General features: G+C 63.6%; 18 protein-coding genes and 1 pseudogene. 14 read left to right on the forward strand and 5 right to left on the reverse strand.

All coding sequences use genetic code 11. The features are described from left to right. The first annotated feature begins 52 nt into the window (after positions 1 to 52). The 14 genes and pseudogenes from DXY33_RS03675 (at position 53) to DXY33_RS03740 (ending at position 9708) form a co-directional block, all read left to right on the forward strand. Positions 53 to 1222: a class I SAM-dependent methyltransferase gene (locus DXY33_RS03675; RefSeq protein WP_115010144.1), complete on the forward strand. Its 1170-nt coding sequence runs from the start codon at positions 53 to 55 to the stop codon at positions 1220 to 1222. A gap of 46 nt (positions 1223 to 1268) precedes the next feature. Continuing rightward, a complete protein-coding gene (locus DXY33_RS03680; protein ID WP_115131798.1) occupies positions 1269 to 1613 on the forward strand; it encodes a hypothetical protein in 345 nt (114 codons plus the stop codon). 18 nt (positions 1614 to 1631) lie between these two features. Further along, positions 1632 to 2357 (forward strand): F0F1 ATP synthase subunit A, encoded by a 726-nt coding sequence (atpB, locus tag DXY33_RS03685; protein ID WP_006852023.1) that lies wholly within the window; start codon positions 1632 to 1634, stop codon positions 2355 to 2357. Positions 2358 to 2527: 170 nt separating this feature from the next. Next, entirely contained in the window at positions 2528 to 2776 is a 249-nt protein-coding gene (gene atpE, locus DXY33_RS03690) for an ATP synthase F0 subunit C (protein WP_006851467.1), read from the forward strand. Positions 2777 to 2845: 69 nt separating this feature from the next. After that, positions 2846 to 3310, forward strand: a complete 465-nt coding sequence (locus DXY33_RS03695) for a F0F1 ATP synthase subunit B' (protein ID WP_115131799.1) — start codon at positions 2846 to 2848, stop codon at positions 3308 to 3310. Next, positions 3310 to 3792 (forward strand): F0F1 ATP synthase subunit B, encoded by a 483-nt coding sequence (locus DXY33_RS03700; RefSeq protein WP_115131800.1) that lies wholly within the window; start codon positions 3310 to 3312, stop codon positions 3790 to 3792. The genes DXY33_RS03695 and DXY33_RS03700 overlap by 1 nt, the downstream gene beginning before the upstream one ends. Beyond that, positions 3792 to 4340 carry an ATP synthase F1 subunit delta gene (gene atpH, locus DXY33_RS03705; RefSeq protein ID WP_115131801.1) on the forward strand — a complete coding sequence of 183 codons (549 nt, stop codon included), beginning with the start codon at positions 3792 to 3794 and terminating at the stop codon, positions 4338 to 4340. Before DXY33_RS03700 ends, atpH begins: the two co-directional genes overlap by 1 nt. Positions 4341 to 4397: 57 nt before the next feature. After that, entirely contained in the window at positions 4398 to 5918 is a 1521-nt protein-coding gene (gene atpA / locus DXY33_RS03710) for a F0F1 ATP synthase subunit alpha (RefSeq protein WP_114989504.1), read from the forward strand. Between the two features lie 13 nt (positions 5919 to 5931). Then, the gene (locus tag DXY33_RS03715; protein WP_115131802.1) at positions 5932 to 6882 is read left to right on the forward strand and encodes a F0F1 ATP synthase subunit gamma; all 951 of its coding nucleotides are present in this window, start codon (positions 5932 to 5934) and stop codon (positions 6880 to 6882) included. A gap of 80 nt (positions 6883 to 6962) precedes the next feature. Beyond that, positions 6963 to 7687, forward strand: a pseudogene (locus tag DXY33_RS03720) (putative 2OG-Fe(II) oxygenase). 32 nt (positions 7688 to 7719) lie between these two features. After that, the gene (locus DXY33_RS03725; protein ID WP_114989502.1) at positions 7720 to 8049 is read left to right on the forward strand and encodes a 2Fe-2S iron-sulfur cluster-binding protein; all 330 of its coding nucleotides are present in this window, start codon (positions 7720 to 7722) and stop codon (positions 8047 to 8049) included. 41 nt (positions 8050 to 8090) lie between these two features. Next, positions 8091 to 8231 (forward strand): hypothetical protein, encoded by a 141-nt coding sequence (locus DXY33_RS03730; protein WP_244275848.1) that lies wholly within the window; start codon positions 8091 to 8093, stop codon positions 8229 to 8231. Next, positions 8228 to 9280: a DUF3326 domain-containing protein gene (locus DXY33_RS03735; protein WP_115131803.1), complete on the forward strand. Its 1053-nt coding sequence runs from the start codon at positions 8228 to 8230 to the stop codon at positions 9278 to 9280. The genes DXY33_RS03730 and DXY33_RS03735 overlap by 4 nt, the downstream gene beginning before the upstream one ends. Further along, entirely contained in the window at positions 9280 to 9708 is a 429-nt protein-coding gene (locus DXY33_RS03740) for a YchJ family protein (RefSeq protein ID WP_115131804.1), read from the forward strand. The genes DXY33_RS03735 and DXY33_RS03740 overlap by 1 nt, the downstream gene beginning before the upstream one ends. Here DXY33_RS03740 and ald read toward each other — a convergent pair. The 5 genes from ald to DXY33_RS03765 all read right to left on the reverse strand — a co-directional run bounded on the left by ald (position 9705) and on the right by DXY33_RS03765 (position 15474). Further along, the gene (gene ald, locus DXY33_RS03745) at positions 9705 to 10844 is read right to left on the reverse strand and encodes an alanine dehydrogenase (protein WP_114989499.1); all 1140 of its coding nucleotides are present in this window, start codon (positions 10842 to 10844) and stop codon (positions 9705 to 9707) included. The genes DXY33_RS03740 and ald overlap by 4 nt on opposite strands. 71 nt (positions 10845 to 10915) lie before the next feature. Beyond that, the gene (locus DXY33_RS03750) at positions 10916 to 12601 is read right to left on the reverse strand and encodes an NAD+ synthase (protein WP_115131805.1); all 1686 of its coding nucleotides are present in this window, start codon (positions 12599 to 12601) and stop codon (positions 10916 to 10918) included. Beyond that, positions 12601 to 13182: a nicotinate-nucleotide adenylyltransferase gene (locus DXY33_RS03755; RefSeq protein WP_115131806.1), complete on the reverse strand. Its 582-nt coding sequence runs from the start codon at positions 13180 to 13182 to the stop codon at positions 12601 to 12603. Before DXY33_RS03755 ends, DXY33_RS03750 begins: the two co-directional genes overlap by 1 nt. A 1-nt stretch (position 13183) precedes the next feature. Then, the gene (locus DXY33_RS03760; RefSeq protein ID WP_115131911.1) at positions 13184 to 14479 is read right to left on the reverse strand and encodes a GTP-binding protein; all 1296 of its coding nucleotides are present in this window, start codon (positions 14477 to 14479) and stop codon (positions 13184 to 13186) included. Next, positions 14476 to 15474: a CNNM domain-containing protein gene (locus tag DXY33_RS03765; RefSeq protein ID WP_114989496.1), complete on the reverse strand. Its 999-nt coding sequence runs from the start codon at positions 15472 to 15474 to the stop codon at positions 14476 to 14478. The genes DXY33_RS03760 and DXY33_RS03765 overlap by 4 nt, the downstream gene beginning before the upstream one ends.

Genomic DNA, 15474 nt, shown 5'->3' on the forward strand with positions numbered 1-15474 from the left:
GGGGATCCACGGGTCTGACGTGAAAAGCTCGCAGGCGCGAAATCAGCGCTGCATGACCCACCCCAAGCCCAGTGATGCTGCGACTCCCGTGGTGAGTGCGTTTTATGACCGCTTCCCCTTCCCGGGGGATCCACTGCAGGACGGCCCACCACCTGGATACAACTGGCGTTGGTGTCATCGCAGCGTTCTGGCCGCTGTGCACGGCTCAATCCCTGCGGGGATGGAGGCGCCGCGGATCCTCGATGCCGGTTGCGGAACCGGGGTGAGCACCGATTACCTCTGCCATCTCAATCCGGGTGCTGACGTGCTCGGGGTGGACATCAGTGATGGGGCTCTGGCGGTGGCGCGGGAACGCTGCCAGCGCTCCGGGGCGCCTGAGCAAGTGACCTCCCTGCGTCAGGAGCGGCGCAGTCTTCTTGATCTGGCCGACGAAGGGGCCTTCGACTACATCAACTCGGTGGGGGTGTTGCATCACCTGGATCAGCCGGAAGCGGGGCTGCGCTCCCTGGCGGATCGCCTGGCTCCGTCGGGTCTGCTGCATCTGTTTCTTTATGCCGATGCCGGTCGCTGGGAGATCCACCGCACCCAGAAAGCGCTGAGTCTTCTGAACGCCGGCACAGGCTCGGAGGGCCTGCATCTGGGGCGGGAGCTGTTCGAGACCCTGCCTGAGGGCAACCGCCTTGCCCGTCATCACCGGGAACGCTGGGCCGTGGACTGCGCACCTGACGCAAATTTCGCGGACATGTACCTGCACCCGCAGGAAACCAGTTACAACCTCGAGCGTCTCTTCGCGTTCATCGAAACGGCGGGTCTGCATTTCGCCGGCTTCTCGAATCCGGAGGTTTGGGATCCATCCCGCCTTCTGCAGGGAGAACTGCTGGAGCGAGCCCAGGCCTTGCCACCGCGTCAGCAGTGGGAGCTTGTGGAGCAGCTGGATCCCGACATCAGCCACTTCGAGTTCTTTCTCTCTGCGGCACCAGTGGAGCGAGCCCGCTGGAGTGATGAGGCCCTTGGCCTGGCCAGGGGTTTGGTTCAGCCCTGCCTCTGGGGAGAACCCGATCCGATTCTTGGTCGCAACATGGAGCCCATTCAGCTCACGGATGCCGACCGCTCCCTGCTGCGGACTGTCGCTGAGCAGCCGGAACAGAGGCTGGGGGCCCTTGCGTCTCCGGATCAGATCCGCGATCTTGTGGATCGCCAGCTGCTTCTGTTGCAGGAATAACAGCAGCGAACGCGTGATAGATTCCGCGCGCCATTTCAGGCAGCGCTTGGAAGATTTTTACCGTCTTCAACGTCGCCTGCTGTTGGCCACCGTTCTGGTGTCACTCGTCACGGTTCCGATCGTGGCTCTCACCATGAATCTCTCGGTGGCCGGCAGTGTTCTTGTGGGCTCCTGCGCCGGACTTCTGTACGTGCGCTTGTTGGCTCGCAGTGTGGCCCGGCTCAGTGACCAGTCCCGTGGACTGGGGCGTTTTCAGCTCATCGTTCCAACACTGCTTGTGGTTGGTTCGGCCAAGCTGCCTCAGCTCGATCTGCTGCCGGCCTTCCTGGGATTCCTTCTCTACAAGCCCGCCCTGATTCTTCAGCACGTCTTCGACGACCGCTGTGTCTGAGCACTTTTCTCTGCACCCATGGCTTTGTTGCCCTTACCACTCCCGTTCGCTGAACTGGAAGTGGGTCACCACCTGTACTGGCAGATCGGCGATCTGTATCTGCACGGTCAGGTGTTCCTGAGCTCCTGGATCCTGATCGGCATCCTCCTGGCTGTGGTGCTTGTCGGCACCCGCGGGATGAAGCGTGATCCGATCGGTCTGCAGAACCTGCTCGAATTCCTCTGGAATTTCATTCGCGACATCGCCCGCGACAACATCGGCGAGAAGTACTACCGCGACTGGCTGCCGTTCATCGGCACCCTGTTCCTGTTCATCTTCGTGAGCAACTGGGGCGGAGCCCTGATCCCCTGGAAGATCTTCGAACTCCCTGAGGGTGAGCTCGGCGCTCCCACCGCAGACATAAACACCACCGTGGCGATGGCTCTGCTGGTGTCACTGGCGTACTTCTATGCCGGCCTGAGCCGTAAGGGTCTGCGCTTCTTCGAGCTGTACGTGGAGCCGACCCCGATCATGCTCCCGTTCAAGATCATCGAGGAATTCACCAAGCCTCTTTCCCTCTCCTTCCGTCTGTTCGGAAACATCCTTGCCGACGAATTGGCTGTGGGCGTGCTGGTGTACCTGGTTCCGCTGATCGTGCCCCTGCCTGTGATGCTTCTGGGTCTGTTCACCAGTGCCATTCAGGCTCTGATCTTCGCGACCCTGGCGTCCTTCTACATCGGTGAAGGCCTCCACGAGGCCCACTAAAAGCCGACCTCCTCTACCGCCTGAGAACGGCGATCTGCTAAACACATCCGCGCGCAGGTCCGGCATTGCACCCGGGCCCGTTCCTTCGGGAATGTCCCTGCGCGGGGGGAACCGATCCCCAAGTCCATTCCGTACAGCGCTTCCCAGCGCTTCCCCTTACACCACCCAACATGGATTCCATCACCTCCGCCGCTTCCGTTGTGGCTGCTGGCCTGGCAGTCGGCCTCGCCGCCATCGGCCCTGGTATCGGTCAGGGCACCGCGTCTGGCGGCGCTGTTGAGGGCATTGCCCGTCAGCCCGAAGCCGAAGGCAAGATCCGCGGCACCCTGCTGCTGTCCCTGGCATTCATGGAATCGCTGACCATCTACGGCCTGGTGGTGGCTCTGGTGCTTCTGTTCGCCAACCCCTTCGCCGGCTGATCAGTGCAGGGGGATCGCAGATCCCCCTTCTGAGCTTCTTGTTTCGATTCCTTCCCAGCGCACCTTTCCATGACCTGGCTTCTGCTCGCTGAAGCAGGTGTTCCGGAGGGAGGTCTTTTTGACCTCGATGCCACTCTTCCGCTGATGGCGGTTCAGGTGGTTCTCCTCACCTTCCTGCTCAATGTCCTCTTCTTCCGTCCGGTCGGCAAGGTCGTGGAAGATCGCGAGGGCTACATCTCCACCAGTCGTGCTGATGCCAAGCAGAAGCTCGCCCAGGTTGAACGCCTGGAGGCTGATCTGGCTGAACAGCTGAAAGGTGCCCGTCAGGCCGCTCAGACCGTGATCATCGAGGCGGAACAAGAAGTTGACCGGCTTTACCGCGAAGCACTGGCCCAGGCGGAAGCTGAAGCCAACCGCACCAAAGAGGAAAGCCGTCGTGCCATCGAGGCCGAGCGTGAGTCCGCCCGAACCCAACTCAAGGGCCAGGTGGATCAGCTGAGCACCACGATCATCAACCGTTTGCTGGCCGCGTGATGTCTCTCAATTTCAATCCGCTCGAAACCAATCTGGTCAACCTGGTCATTGTGATCAGTCTCCTGGTTTGGTTCCTGCGCGGTTTCCTGGGAGGAATCCTGGAACGCCGCCGCGCCGCCATCCTTCAGGACCTGCAGGACGCAGAGTCCCGCCTGAAGACCGCCACCGAAAACCTGAGCCAGGCTCAGTCCGAGTTGGCTGCTGCCCAGCAGAAAGCCGAGAAGATTCGTGCTGATGGTCAGGCCCGCGCCGCAGGCATTCGTGCCGAAGGCGAGAAGCGCACCATCTTTGCGATGGCTGCCGTCAAGGCCGGTGCCGATGCTGATGCAGAGGCCGATGCTGCCCGGATCAAGGACAGTCTCCGTCGTGAAGCTGCTCTGGCGGCAATCGACAATGTTCTTGCCCAGCTTCCGGGTCGTCTCGACGCCAGTGCTCAGGCCAAGTTGATCGATTCCACCATCAAAAATCTGGAGAACGCCTGATGCCTCTCCTCAACTCTCTGGCCACCCCCTACGCCGAAGCATTGCTTCAGGTCACCGAAGCCCGAGGTGAGTCTGAAACCGTTGCCGATCAATGCAAGCAACTGCTTGAGATCTGGAACGATTCCGAAGACTTCCGCGACGCCATGGTGTCTCCGGTTCTTGAGCCGGATGCCAAAAAGCAGGCTCTTAAGGCCATCGTGGGTGAGCAGGTCACGCCGTCCGTTCTCAACCTTCTCAAGGTCTTGGCGGATCGGCAGCGACTCCTTGCCTTTGATGCGGTGATGCTTCGCTACCTCGAGCTTTATCGCGAGCAGCAGGGCATCACCCTGGCTCAGGTCCGCTCAGCCCAGGCTCTCAGCGAAGAGCAGCAAGCGGCCCTCTCCAAGAAGGTGCAGGCCATGGCCGGCACCAACAAGGTCGACATCGACCTCAGTGTGGATCCGTCCCTAATCGGCGGTTTCGTCGTGAGTCTCGGATCTCAGGTGATCGACGCCAGCCTGTCTGGCCAGGTTCGTCGCCTCGGTCTGGCACTCGCCAAGGCGAGCTGACCTCACTTCTTCCTCCACCGCTTCTTCCCCCCCCACTCCCAGCTGGGATCACACGCCATGGTTTCCATCCGTCCCGACGAGATCAGCGCCATCCTCAAGCAGCAAATTGAGGACTACGACAAGTCGGTTTCCGTCAGCAATGTCGGTACCGTTCTCACCGTGGGCGACGGCATCGCCCGCGTTTACGGCCTGCAGCAAGCCATGGCCGGTGAGCTCCTCGAATTCGAGGACGGCACCGAAGGCATCGCCCTGAACCTCGAAGACGACAACGTCGGCGCGGTGCTCATGGGTGAGGGATATGGCATCCAGGAAGGCAGCACGGTGAAGGCCACCGGCAAGATTGCTGCTGTGCCCGTGGGTGAGGCCATGCTGGGCCGGGTGGTGAACTCCCTGGGCCGTGCCATCGACGGCAAGGGTGAAATCGCCACCAGCGAGACGCGCCTGATCGAATCCATGGCGCCCGGCATCATTCAGCGCAAGTCGGTGCATGAGCCGATGCAGACCGGCATCACTGCCATCGACGCGATGATCCCCGTCGGCCGTGGCCAGCGCGAGCTGATCATTGGTGACCGCCAGACCGGCAAGACCGCCATCGCGATCGACACGATCCTGAACCAGGCGGATCAGGACATGATCTGCGTCTACGTCGCCGTGGGTCAGAAGGCTGCTTCCGTGGCCAACGTCGTTGAAGTGCTGCGTGAGCGCGGCGCCCTCGACTACACCGTGATCGTGGCGGCCAACGCGTCCGAGCCCGCTGCGCTGCAGTACCTGGCTCCTTATACGGGTGCCTCCATTGCCGAGTACTTCATGTACAAGGGCAAGGCCACCCTTGTGATCTACGACGATCTCTCCAAGCAGGCTGCTGCCTACCGCCAGATGTCGCTCCTGCTGCGTCGTCCGCCCGGTCGTGAGGCCTACCCCGGCGACGTCTTCTACTGCCACAGCCGTCTGCTCGAGCGTGCAGCCAAGTTGTCTGACGCCATGGGCAAGGGTTCCATGACTGCCCTGCCGATCATTGAGACCCAGGCCGGTGACGTTTCGGCCTACATCCCCACCAACGTGATTTCGATCACGGATGGTCAGATCTTCCTCAGCTCCGACCTGTTCAACTCCGGTCTGCGTCCTGCGATCAACGTGGGTATCTCCGTGAGCCGGGTGGGCGGTGCTGCCCAGACCAAGGCCATCAAGAAGATTGCCGGCACCCTCAAGCTGGAGCTGGCCCAGTTCGACGAGCTGGCCGCCTTCTCCCAGTTCGCCTCTGACCTGGATGCCTCCACCCAGCAGCAGCTGGAGCGCGGCAAGCGTCTGCGTGAACTGCTCAAGCAGCCTCAGTTCAGCCCCCTGATCCTGGCTGAGCAGGTCGCCATCGTTTACGCCGGCGTGAAGGGCCTGATCGACGACGTCCCCGTCGACAAGGTTGTTGATTTCTCCCGCGAACTGCGTGAGTACCTCAAGTCCAACAAGGCTGAGTTCATCACCGAAATCCAGGAAAAGAAAGTGATGAGCCCTGAGGCTGAGGCGATCCTCAAGGACGCCATCACCGAAGTCGTGTCCACCATGGTCGCCTCCGCGGCCTGAAGGAGCTGCCGACATGGCGAATCTCAAGGAAATCCGAGACCGAATTAAGTCGGTCAAAAACACCCGCAAGATCACCGAGGCCATGCGCCTGGTGGCTGCGGCCAAGGTGCGCCGCGCCCAGGAGCAAGTGCTCCGCAGCCGTCCCTTCGCGGATCGGCTGGCCCGGATCCTGGAAAACCTCCAGTCCCGCATGGGTTTCGAAGATGCGGCATCTCCCCTGATGCAGCAGCGCAATGTGGAGACCATCACCCTGGTGGCGGTCACCGGCGATCGCGGCCTGTGTGGTGGCTACAACGCCAACATCATCAAGCGCACGGAACAGCGTTTTGCTGAGCTGAAGGGAAAGGGCTTCGACGTGAAGCTGCTGCTGATCGGCACCAAAGCCATCGGCTACTTCACCCGTCGGGACTACCCGATCCAGGCCACCTTCTCCGGTCTGGAACAGGTGCCCACCGCCAATGAGGCCAACACGATCTCCACGGATCTGCTGGCTGAGTTCCTGGCCGAAAGCACCGACCGCGTTGAGCTGATCTTCACCAAGTTCATCAACCTGGTGAGCTGCAAGCCCGTGGTTCAGACCCTCCTGCCCTTGGATCCTCAGGACATCGCTGATCCCGAGGATGAGATCTTTCGTCTCACCACCAAGGACGGCCTTCTGACGGTGGAGCCTGGTGCAGGCCCTGCCAACACCGAGCCGAAGCTTCCTTCGGACATCGTGTTTGAGCAGACCCCTGAACAGTTGCTGAATGCACTGCTTCCGCTGTATCTGCAGAACCAGATGCTGCGTTCCCTGCAGGAATCGGCAGCCTCCGAGCTGGCTAGCCGGATGACGGCCATGAACAACGCCAGCGACAACGCCAAGGAATTGGCCAAGAGCCTCACCCTTGACTACAACAAGGCCCGTCAGGCTGCGATTACCCAGGAGATCCTGGAAGTTGCAGGCGGTGCGGCCGCTGTTGGCTAACCATTTCGGCTGATCTTTTCGGTCGATCGATTCATAGACAGCCGGTCCTTCGGGGCCGGCTTTTTTGTGCTGTTTTTACGATGCGGTTTGAGGGCGTGGGCGTGCTTCAGCTTCATCAGCTCTTCCCCACCGTCGTGGCAACGACGCAACTTCCTCTCGACCCTCTGGCAGCAGGCGTCCTGCATGCATGCTCTGCTGGAGCTTCGCGGCGAGGCCGAGGGCAACCCCAATGAAGGCTGCGCCTGGACGGGGGACCTGCATGGGGTGTGGCAGCTGCATCAACAGCAGCCCTTTCAGGCCTTGGCTCAGTTGGTGGTTTAGCAGGCCTGGAGTTATCTCGATTCGCTTGGGTTGCGCGAAGCCAAGTGGCCCTGCATCTGCAGCGTTGCTGGCCGGTGATCAGTGATTGGGATCAAGCGGTTGGCCGCCACCATCACCCCAATGCCCATCTCAGTGCTGTTCTGTACCTCACGGGTAACGGCTCGGGAGAAGAAGGCATGTTGCGGCTGCATGCGTCTGATCAACCCAATGAGTTGGTGGCGGGTTTGGCGGTGGGTTACGGCGGCCCGATTGCTGAAGGCCACCCGTTCAATCAGGCCCACTGGGATCTGGCCCCACGCCCCGGTTTACTGGTGCTGCTTCCGTCGAGCCTGCACCACAGCGTTCTGCCCAACGACGCCCCAGACGAGCTGCGCTGTTCCATCAGTTTTGATTTCGTGCTGACAGCACCGTGCAGGGTGGTTCGCCGGAATATCTGGCGCCTCACCCTCGCCATTGGGACTCGCTGGACGAGCCCATTGCCTGAGAGAATGCTGCGTCTTCCTTGTTGAGCCCGGCATGTCCGACGTGGCCACCTACACCGTCCGCGCCGAGTTCGAAGGCGAAACCCACAGCTTTCCCTGCCGCGCTGACCAGACGGTGCTGAATGCTGCTGAGGCTGCTGGCATCACCCTCCCCAGCTCATGCTGCTCCGGGGTATGCACCACTTGTGCTGCGGTAATCAGCGAGGGCAGTGTTGAGCAGCCCGATGCCATGGGCGTGAAGGGTGAGCTTCAGCAGCAGGGCTACAGCCTGCTCTGTGTGGCTTTCCCGCGGGCCGATCTCACCCTCAAGGCGGGGCAAGAGGATGCGCTCTACGAAGCCCAGTTCGGTCAATACCAGAAGTGAGGCTCATCAGCCTGCAACGGCAGTTTCCTTGGCCTGCTGATGTGCCATTGGTTGAGTTGCGCAGCTGGATCCGTCAGCAGTTGGCTCAGGATGGTGATCTGCTGCGTTGGGCTCTTACCGCAGTGCACTCCAGTGCCGATGGTGGCCGAATGATCCAGGTGGAGGCGGTGATCAGCGCATGAGCTCGGCCCCGATGCCAACGCTGATGCTGGTGCCCACGGGCATCGGTTGTGACATCGGTGGCTTTGCCGGTGACGCCTTGCCGTCAGCCCGCTTGCTTGCTGCAGCGAGCGGCTGCCTGATCACCCATCCCAATGTGATGAACGGGGCTTCGCTGTATTGGAGCGATTCCCGCGTGCTCTACGTAGAGGGCTATGGCCTCGATCGGTTTGCCGTGGGTGACTGGGCCCTGCGGCCGGTGCGAAGGCAACGGATCGGCTTGCTGCTGGATGCCGGCATCGAGCCCGAGCTGGCCCAGCGCCAGATTCAGGTGGCTGAGGGCTGCCGAGCCAGCCTGGGTTTGGAGATCGGCCCGGTGGTTTCAACGGATGCGCCGCTTGAGGTGACCCTTGAGTGTGGTGCTAGTGGCGCCAGCTGGGGGCGATTGGGGTGTCCTGATGCCTTGTTGCGAGCCGGTGAACGCTTGAAGCAGGCCGGGGCGACGGCGATTGCGGTGGTGGCCCGCTTCCCGGAGGATCCGGAGAGTGACGCGTTGGCGGCGTATCGCCAGGGCAGTGGCGTGGATGCTCTGGCCGGTGCTGAAGCGGTGATCAGCCACCTGCTGGTCCAGCACCTGCAGATCCCCTGTGCCCACGCTCCAGCCTTGGACCCCTTGCCCCTGGATCCGCAGCTGGATCCAAGGGCGGCGGGTGAGGAGCTCGGCTACACCTTCCTGGCCTGCGTGCTGGTGGGGCTGAGCCGGACACCGGATCTGGTGAGCGCCCCCCGGCAGCCTGGCGATCTTGATGCGACGCAATTGGGGGCGGTTGTGGTGCCCGCAGGCGCCCTGGGGGGTGAAGCGGTGCTGGCTTGTTTGGAACGGAATATTCCGCTGATCACAGTGGAGAACCCCGCGGTGTTGTCGGTCACGGCCGATGCCCTTGGCTTGAGCCAGGGCGTTCTTCAGGCCAGCAGTTACAGCGAGGCAGCAGGGTTGGTGCTGGCGCTGCGGGAGGGCTTGAGTCCGGCGTCCCTGGGCCGGCCACTACCAGCGCTGCAACGGTTGGATTGATGCCTGGCGGTTTTGGTGGAGCCCTCGATCAGAGCCCTTGCCCCTGTGGGGGTGGTGTTTATCGCAGCTGCTGCGGGCCCCTGCATCGCGGCGATCAGCGTGCCGAAACGGCTGAACAGCTGATGCGCTCCAGATATTCAGCGTTTGCGCGTGGCGAGATCGCCTATCTGCTGGCCACCCATCCCGAGCCGGATGTTCCAGCACAGCAGCGGCGTCGTTCCCTGGAGCGGAGTTGCCGGCAGACCCGTTGGCTCGGCTTGACGGTGCTGGCTGTCAGCGCCGGCGGCCCGCGGGATCTGGAGGGAACGGTGCAGTTTGAAGCCCGTTACCGCGGTGGGGTGCTGAAGGAAACCTCCCTGTTTCAGCGGCGCGACGGCGCGGGGGATGGTCCTTGGTTCTATGTGGGTGCACTCCACTTGGAGGGCTAACGCAGGCAGGCCATCGGATGCCGCGGCGGCACCCCAAGTGCTTTGGCCACGCCGGGGTGGCAGACCGATCCCTGCACAGTGTTCAGGCCGGAGATGAGTTCCGGTCGTTCCGTCACCGCTTCCTCCAGGCCCCGCCCGGCGATGCCCAGGATGTACGGGAGGGTCACGCTCACCAGGGCTTCGGTGGACGTGAACGGCACCGCACCAGGCATGTTGCCCACGGCGTAGTGCTGCACGCCGTGGATGGTCACGGTGGGATCGCGGTGGGTTGTCTCCTGGCTGGTGGCGATGCAGCCGCCTTGGTCGATGGCCACATCCACGATCACCGAACCGGGCCGCATCTGCTTCACCATCTGCTCGTCCACCAGGGTGGGGGCGCGCCCACCGGGGGTAAGCACGGCTCCGATCACCAGATCCGCCGTTGGCACCAACCGTTCCAGAAGCCCGCGGCTGCTCACCACACTCATCAGTCGGCCGCGCCGGTCGGCCTCCAGGCTGCGCAACCGCTGGGGTGAGCGGTCGAGCAGCAACACCTCGGCATCCATGGCGGCGGCCGTTCGTGCGGCATTCCATCCCACGGTGCCGGCGCCAAGCACCACCACCCGGGCCGGTTGCACGCCGGTGCAGCCCCCCATCAGCACGCCGCGGCCGCCGTGGGGTTTCTCCAGCAGGTGAGCTCCAACCTGGGCCGCCAAGCGCCCCGCGATTTCGCTCATCGGTGCCAGCAACGGCAGGCTGCCGTTCTCCAGCTGCACGGTTTCGTAGGCGATGGCAGCGGTGCCTGCCTCCAGCAGAGCCTCGCCAACGCTGGGATAGGCGGCCAGGTGCAGGTAGGTGAACAGCACCATGTCCTTCCGCAGATAGACAAATTCCTCCGCCTGCGGTTCCTTCACCTTCACCACCAAATGGGCGCCCCAGGCCTCGTCGCGGCTCACCATTTGGGCACCGGCGGCGGCGAAGGCGTCGTCACCGATTCCCGCTCCAGCCCCGGCTCCGGTTTCGATGCGCACCTCCAAGCCTTGGCTCACCAGTTCCCGCACCGCATCGGGAGTCAGCGCCACGCGCTGCTCATCGAGCTTGATCTCCTTCGGCACACCGATGCTGGCCATCGGGGCCGAGAGAACGGAGGCTGCCATGGCGGCTTCAAGGAGATCCCTTCAATCTGGCTCCGCTGCGCACAACCCGCCACATCACCAGGGTGGGATGTTTAGGTCGCTGCAATGGGCAACCGCCAGCCGCTGCCGAAGGCCTGGGGGCTCACCTTGAGCAACGGTGCCGCCTGGCGTCGCTTGAACTCGGCCCGTTTCAGCAGGCGTTCCACCCGCTCCACCAGGGCGGGATCATGGCCGGCCGCCACCAGGGTTGGTCCAGACTGGCGCTCCTGGATTAGGGCTTTGAGCAGGGCGTCCAGAGCGTCGTAGTCGGGCAGGGAGTCGCTGTCTTTCTGGTTGGGCCTTAGCTCGGCGCTCGGTGGTTTGCGTCGAATCGCCTCCCCCACCAGCTCCCCGTGGATCGGGAGTCCCAGCGCCTGGCGGCAGCCCCGGGCTGCGTCGCTGTCGAGCCAGTCGCACAGGGCAAACACGCTGGTTTTGTAGAGATCGCCAATCACTGCAAGCCCGCCGTTCATGTCGCCATAGAGGGTGCAGTACCCCACGGCCAGCTCGGATTTGTTGCCGGTGGTGAGCAGCAGTTGGCCCTGCTGGTTGGCCACGGCCATCAGCAGGGTGCCGCGAATGCGTGATTGCAGATTTTCCGCCGTCACGCCCTGGGGCGTTTCCCCCAGCGGTGCGGTGAGGGCCTGGTCGTAGCCCTCCATCAGGCCGGCGATCGGCACTGTGTTGGTCTGCAGTCCCAACCGTTCGGCCAAGGCCAAGGCGTCGTCGATGGATCCAGCCGAGCTCCAGGGGGAGGGCATCAACAGCGCTGAGACCGCCTCGTTCCCAAGGGCTGCGCTGGCGATCACGGCCACCAGCGCTGAGTCGATGCCGCCGCTCAACCCCAGCAATGCCTTGTTGAACCCGCATTTCCGGGCGTAGTCACGCACCCCAAGCACCAGGGCGCGGAACAGCCGCTCCAGGGGATCCATGGGTTGAATCTGGCCGTGGGACTGCACAGGGGTGGGATGACCGCTGTCCCAGACCGCCAGGTGCTCCTCACAGACGGGGAGCTCCAGCTGCACGGCGCCATCGGCTTCCACTACAAAACTGGCCCCGTCGAACACCAGCTCGTCGTTGCCCCCCACTTGATTGAGGTAGATCAGTGGGCAATTGAGGCGTTGCGCCGCCGCCGCCGCCAGCTGTTGGCGCAAGGCTGGCTTGGAGGCATCGAAGGGGGAAGCCGCCAGATTGATCACCAGATCCGGCTGTTCGGGGATCAGTTGATCGATGGGATCCGGTCCGTCCAGGCGCTCGCGCTGCAGGCCGTCATCCACCCAGAGGTCTTCGCAGATGGTGAGGCCCAGTCGCTTCCCGTTGGGCAGGCTGAGCAGGCAGGGGCCATCACCGGGGCGGAAGTAGCGCCGCTCATCAAAGACGTCGTAACTGGGCAGCAGTTGTTTCTGGGCAATCGGCCGCCAGCCCAGGCGATTCACCAGCACCACACCGTTGTGCAGCCGTGGACTGCGGGCATCTGATGCGGGCAGCGCAGCTCCCACCAACAGGGTGACGCTGCTGTTCAGTTCGTTCACCAGCCACTGCAGCACCGTGTTCTGTTGCTGGATGCGGCTGGGCTCGAGCAACTGGTCCCGAGGGGGATACCCCCAGAGGGAGAGTTCAGGGGTGAGCACCAGATCAACAGCCTGCTCTTCTGCCCTGCGCACGGCCTCCAGAATCCGCTTCGCGTTGCCCTCGAAGTCGCCGACCACGGGGTTGAGTTGCGCTAGAGCGATGCGCATCAGCAGAGGCTCCCCGAAAGGCCGTACAGATTGTGCTGGAGCAACAGCGGCCACACCGCTTCAGGGATCTGAGCTTGATTCGGTTGGTGGCGCAGTTGCGAACTGGCGGTGGCGGGAACCTCCAGATCCAGCAGCTCCACCTGTCCGCCCAGATCGCGCAGGGCCTGCAGCGTCGCCTCCTCGAGGGGCCAACCCTTGCGGGGGGCGATGGCCAGGCGGCACTGCGGCAGCCAGCAATCGCTCTGTTTCCAGCGGGGAATCTGGCCAGCGAGATCGCTGCCCACCACAAACACAAGGTTGCGATCAGGCCAATGCTGGGCGGCCCGTTGCAAGGTGATCAAGGTGTAAGGGCTGCTCAGATGCTGGGCCAGTTCGAGACGTTCATCCTGCAGTTGCTGCACCAGCTGGCCGAGCAGCATCGCTCGCAACTCCAGGGGGGCATCGTGCTGTTTCAGGGGATTGTCGCTGGCCCATGTAGCCACCTGGCCGTAGCGGTTCAACAGCCCCTCCAGCAGCACCTGATGGCCGCGGGTGGGTGGATCGGCGCTGGTGCCCAGCAAAGCGATGGCAGCAGCGGTCATCTCAGGGCAGCAGTGGTTGCAGATCCTGCTCCAGGGCTTTGGGCCAGCGCAACAGCCAGTGGTGCACCACGGGATCTCGTTCGGCCAGGCGGCGTAACAGCGCACCGGGTTGTCCACCGCGCCGTCGCAGCAACTGCTGCGCCACCAGACGCCCCGTTCGGCGGCTGGCATGCACCGCCAGGGCGGCCTGGGCCACGGCCACCGGGGCTGCAGGGGCCATGCTGGCGCCGCCGCTCACCGGCACCAGCAGCAGCAGGGCCTGCTTGAGGGCCGCCAGCCCCAGCTGCACCCCGCCCAACAAGGCGTTGTGGCTGGAGAGTCGGGTGAGCAGCAGCCGTGCCGCCGCTGGCGTCATCGGCAGGTTGTAGAGACGGCTGAGCTGCAGCACCAGGGCGGTGTCGCAGGCCATGCCTCCGGCCATGTCCAATGCCATTACAGGGTTGACGGCCACGCCGGTGGCTTTGGCGGCTGCATAACGACCGATCAGGCTCTGGGCCGTGCGGCGGTGCTGTTGCAGCCGCAGTGCTTGGCAGGCCCTCTGGAAGCGGTCGGCCTGGCGCAGCGACTGAATCGCCAACAGCAGGGTGCCTTCGTTCTCCAGCTGCCGGCAGAGCTGGTTCTGCAGATCCTCCACCTGCGGCGTCGTGATCGTGCTGCGCACCAGCCCATCGGCCTGGATTTGGGGGCTGCGGGGCGCTGCCGCTGCCGCGGTGATCGGCAGATCCACCGGCAGCCGGGCGCGAATGCTGCGCAGCAGTTCGGCACGTTCCTGCTCTGGCCAGCGGTCGCTCCGGTTCAGCACCAGCTGCAGGGGCTTGCCGCTCTCCAGCAGCGTTTGTAAGGCCTCCAGGTCGGCCCGGGTCAGGTCGCTGTCCACCACCAGCAGCACCAGATCAGCCCCCATGGCCACGCGGGAGGCCAAGCGAGCCCGCCCGGCGGCATCGATTTCATCAATGCCGGGGGTGTCCACCAGTTCCACCCTGGTCAGCCCGGCAATCTTCACGGGCCAGTCCACCGCCTGCTGATGGCGGGTGCTGCCGTGGGCGACATCCGTTGCCAGCAGTGGCCGGCGGATCAAGGCATTGATCAGGCTGGATTTGCCGACCCCCACCCGACCAAACAGAGCAATGCGCAGGCGTCGTTGCTGCAGCCGTTGCAGCTGACGATCCAGCAGCCGCAATTCACCCCCCAGCAGTCCCTGGTCCCGTGGGCTCAGCTGAAGCTGACTGCGCCAGTGCTCCAGCAGCAGCTGGCAGCGCTCAACGGTATGGGGCGGGGTGGGTTGCATCCAGCTCATGCTGCCGGCTTGCGCCACCAGCCGGCCAGCACTGCCAGCACCGATTCGGCACCGATCACGCCGACAAAGCCACCGAATTCATCCACCACAACGCGCACACCACCGCTGTCGCGCCGGAAGCCCGTCAGCAGCCGATCAGCCCGGATCATCTCAGGCACGTATTCCACCGGTTCGCAGAGGTCAACGGGTGTTAGCAGGCCGCGGTTCTCCAACAGGGCGGTGAGCACCCGCTCGCGGCTGGCCACGCCAAGCACCTTGTCCACTTGATCGCCCAGCACCACCCACCAGGGGTCGTTCGTGCTCATCAGCTTGGCCCGCTGGGCTTCGATGCTGAGGCTCCCATCCAGGGTGGGCGCCGCCACCCGCGGCGTCATCAGGTCGCGGGCGGTGAGGTCGTTGAGCTGAAACACCTTGCCGATCATCGCGGCTTCATCGGCTTCGATCTCTCCCTTCTGGGAGCCCAGGCGAGCCAGCAGACGGATCTCCTCTTCATTGGTGCTGAGTTCCGCTTCGGCGGTGATGGCCGGCAGCATCCGTTCCAGCAGCAGCACCAGCGGCCTGAGTACCAGGCCGAGCCAATGCAACAGGGGTGCGCTGGCCAGGGCCACCGGCAGGGCCAGACGGCTTCCGAGGGCTTTGGGCAGGATTTCACCCAGCAGGATCACCAAGACAGTCAGACCCACCGAGAACACCGGCAGTGCCACACCGCTGATGTTGCGCTGCTCGAACACCCAGGCGGCATAACCTCCCAGCATCAGGCTGCCGAAAATGTTGAAGCCGTTGTTGGCGATCACCAGAGCCGACAGGGTGCGCCCCAGCCGTTGACGCAACTGCGCCAGCCGCCGGGCCCCGGCCACGGGACGTTCCCGGGCCGCCAGCTCGTGCACTCGGATTGGACTCACGGTCAACAGGGCGGCTTCCACTCCGGAACAGAGGGCCGAACCCAGCAGCACCACCAAAACCAGCAGCAACAGCACCAGGAGATCGGAGCTCAT

This window comes from Synechococcus sp. N26, from assembly GCF_900473975.1.
GTDB lineage: Bacteria > Cyanobacteriota > Cyanobacteriia > PCC-6307 > Cyanobiaceae > Parasynechococcus.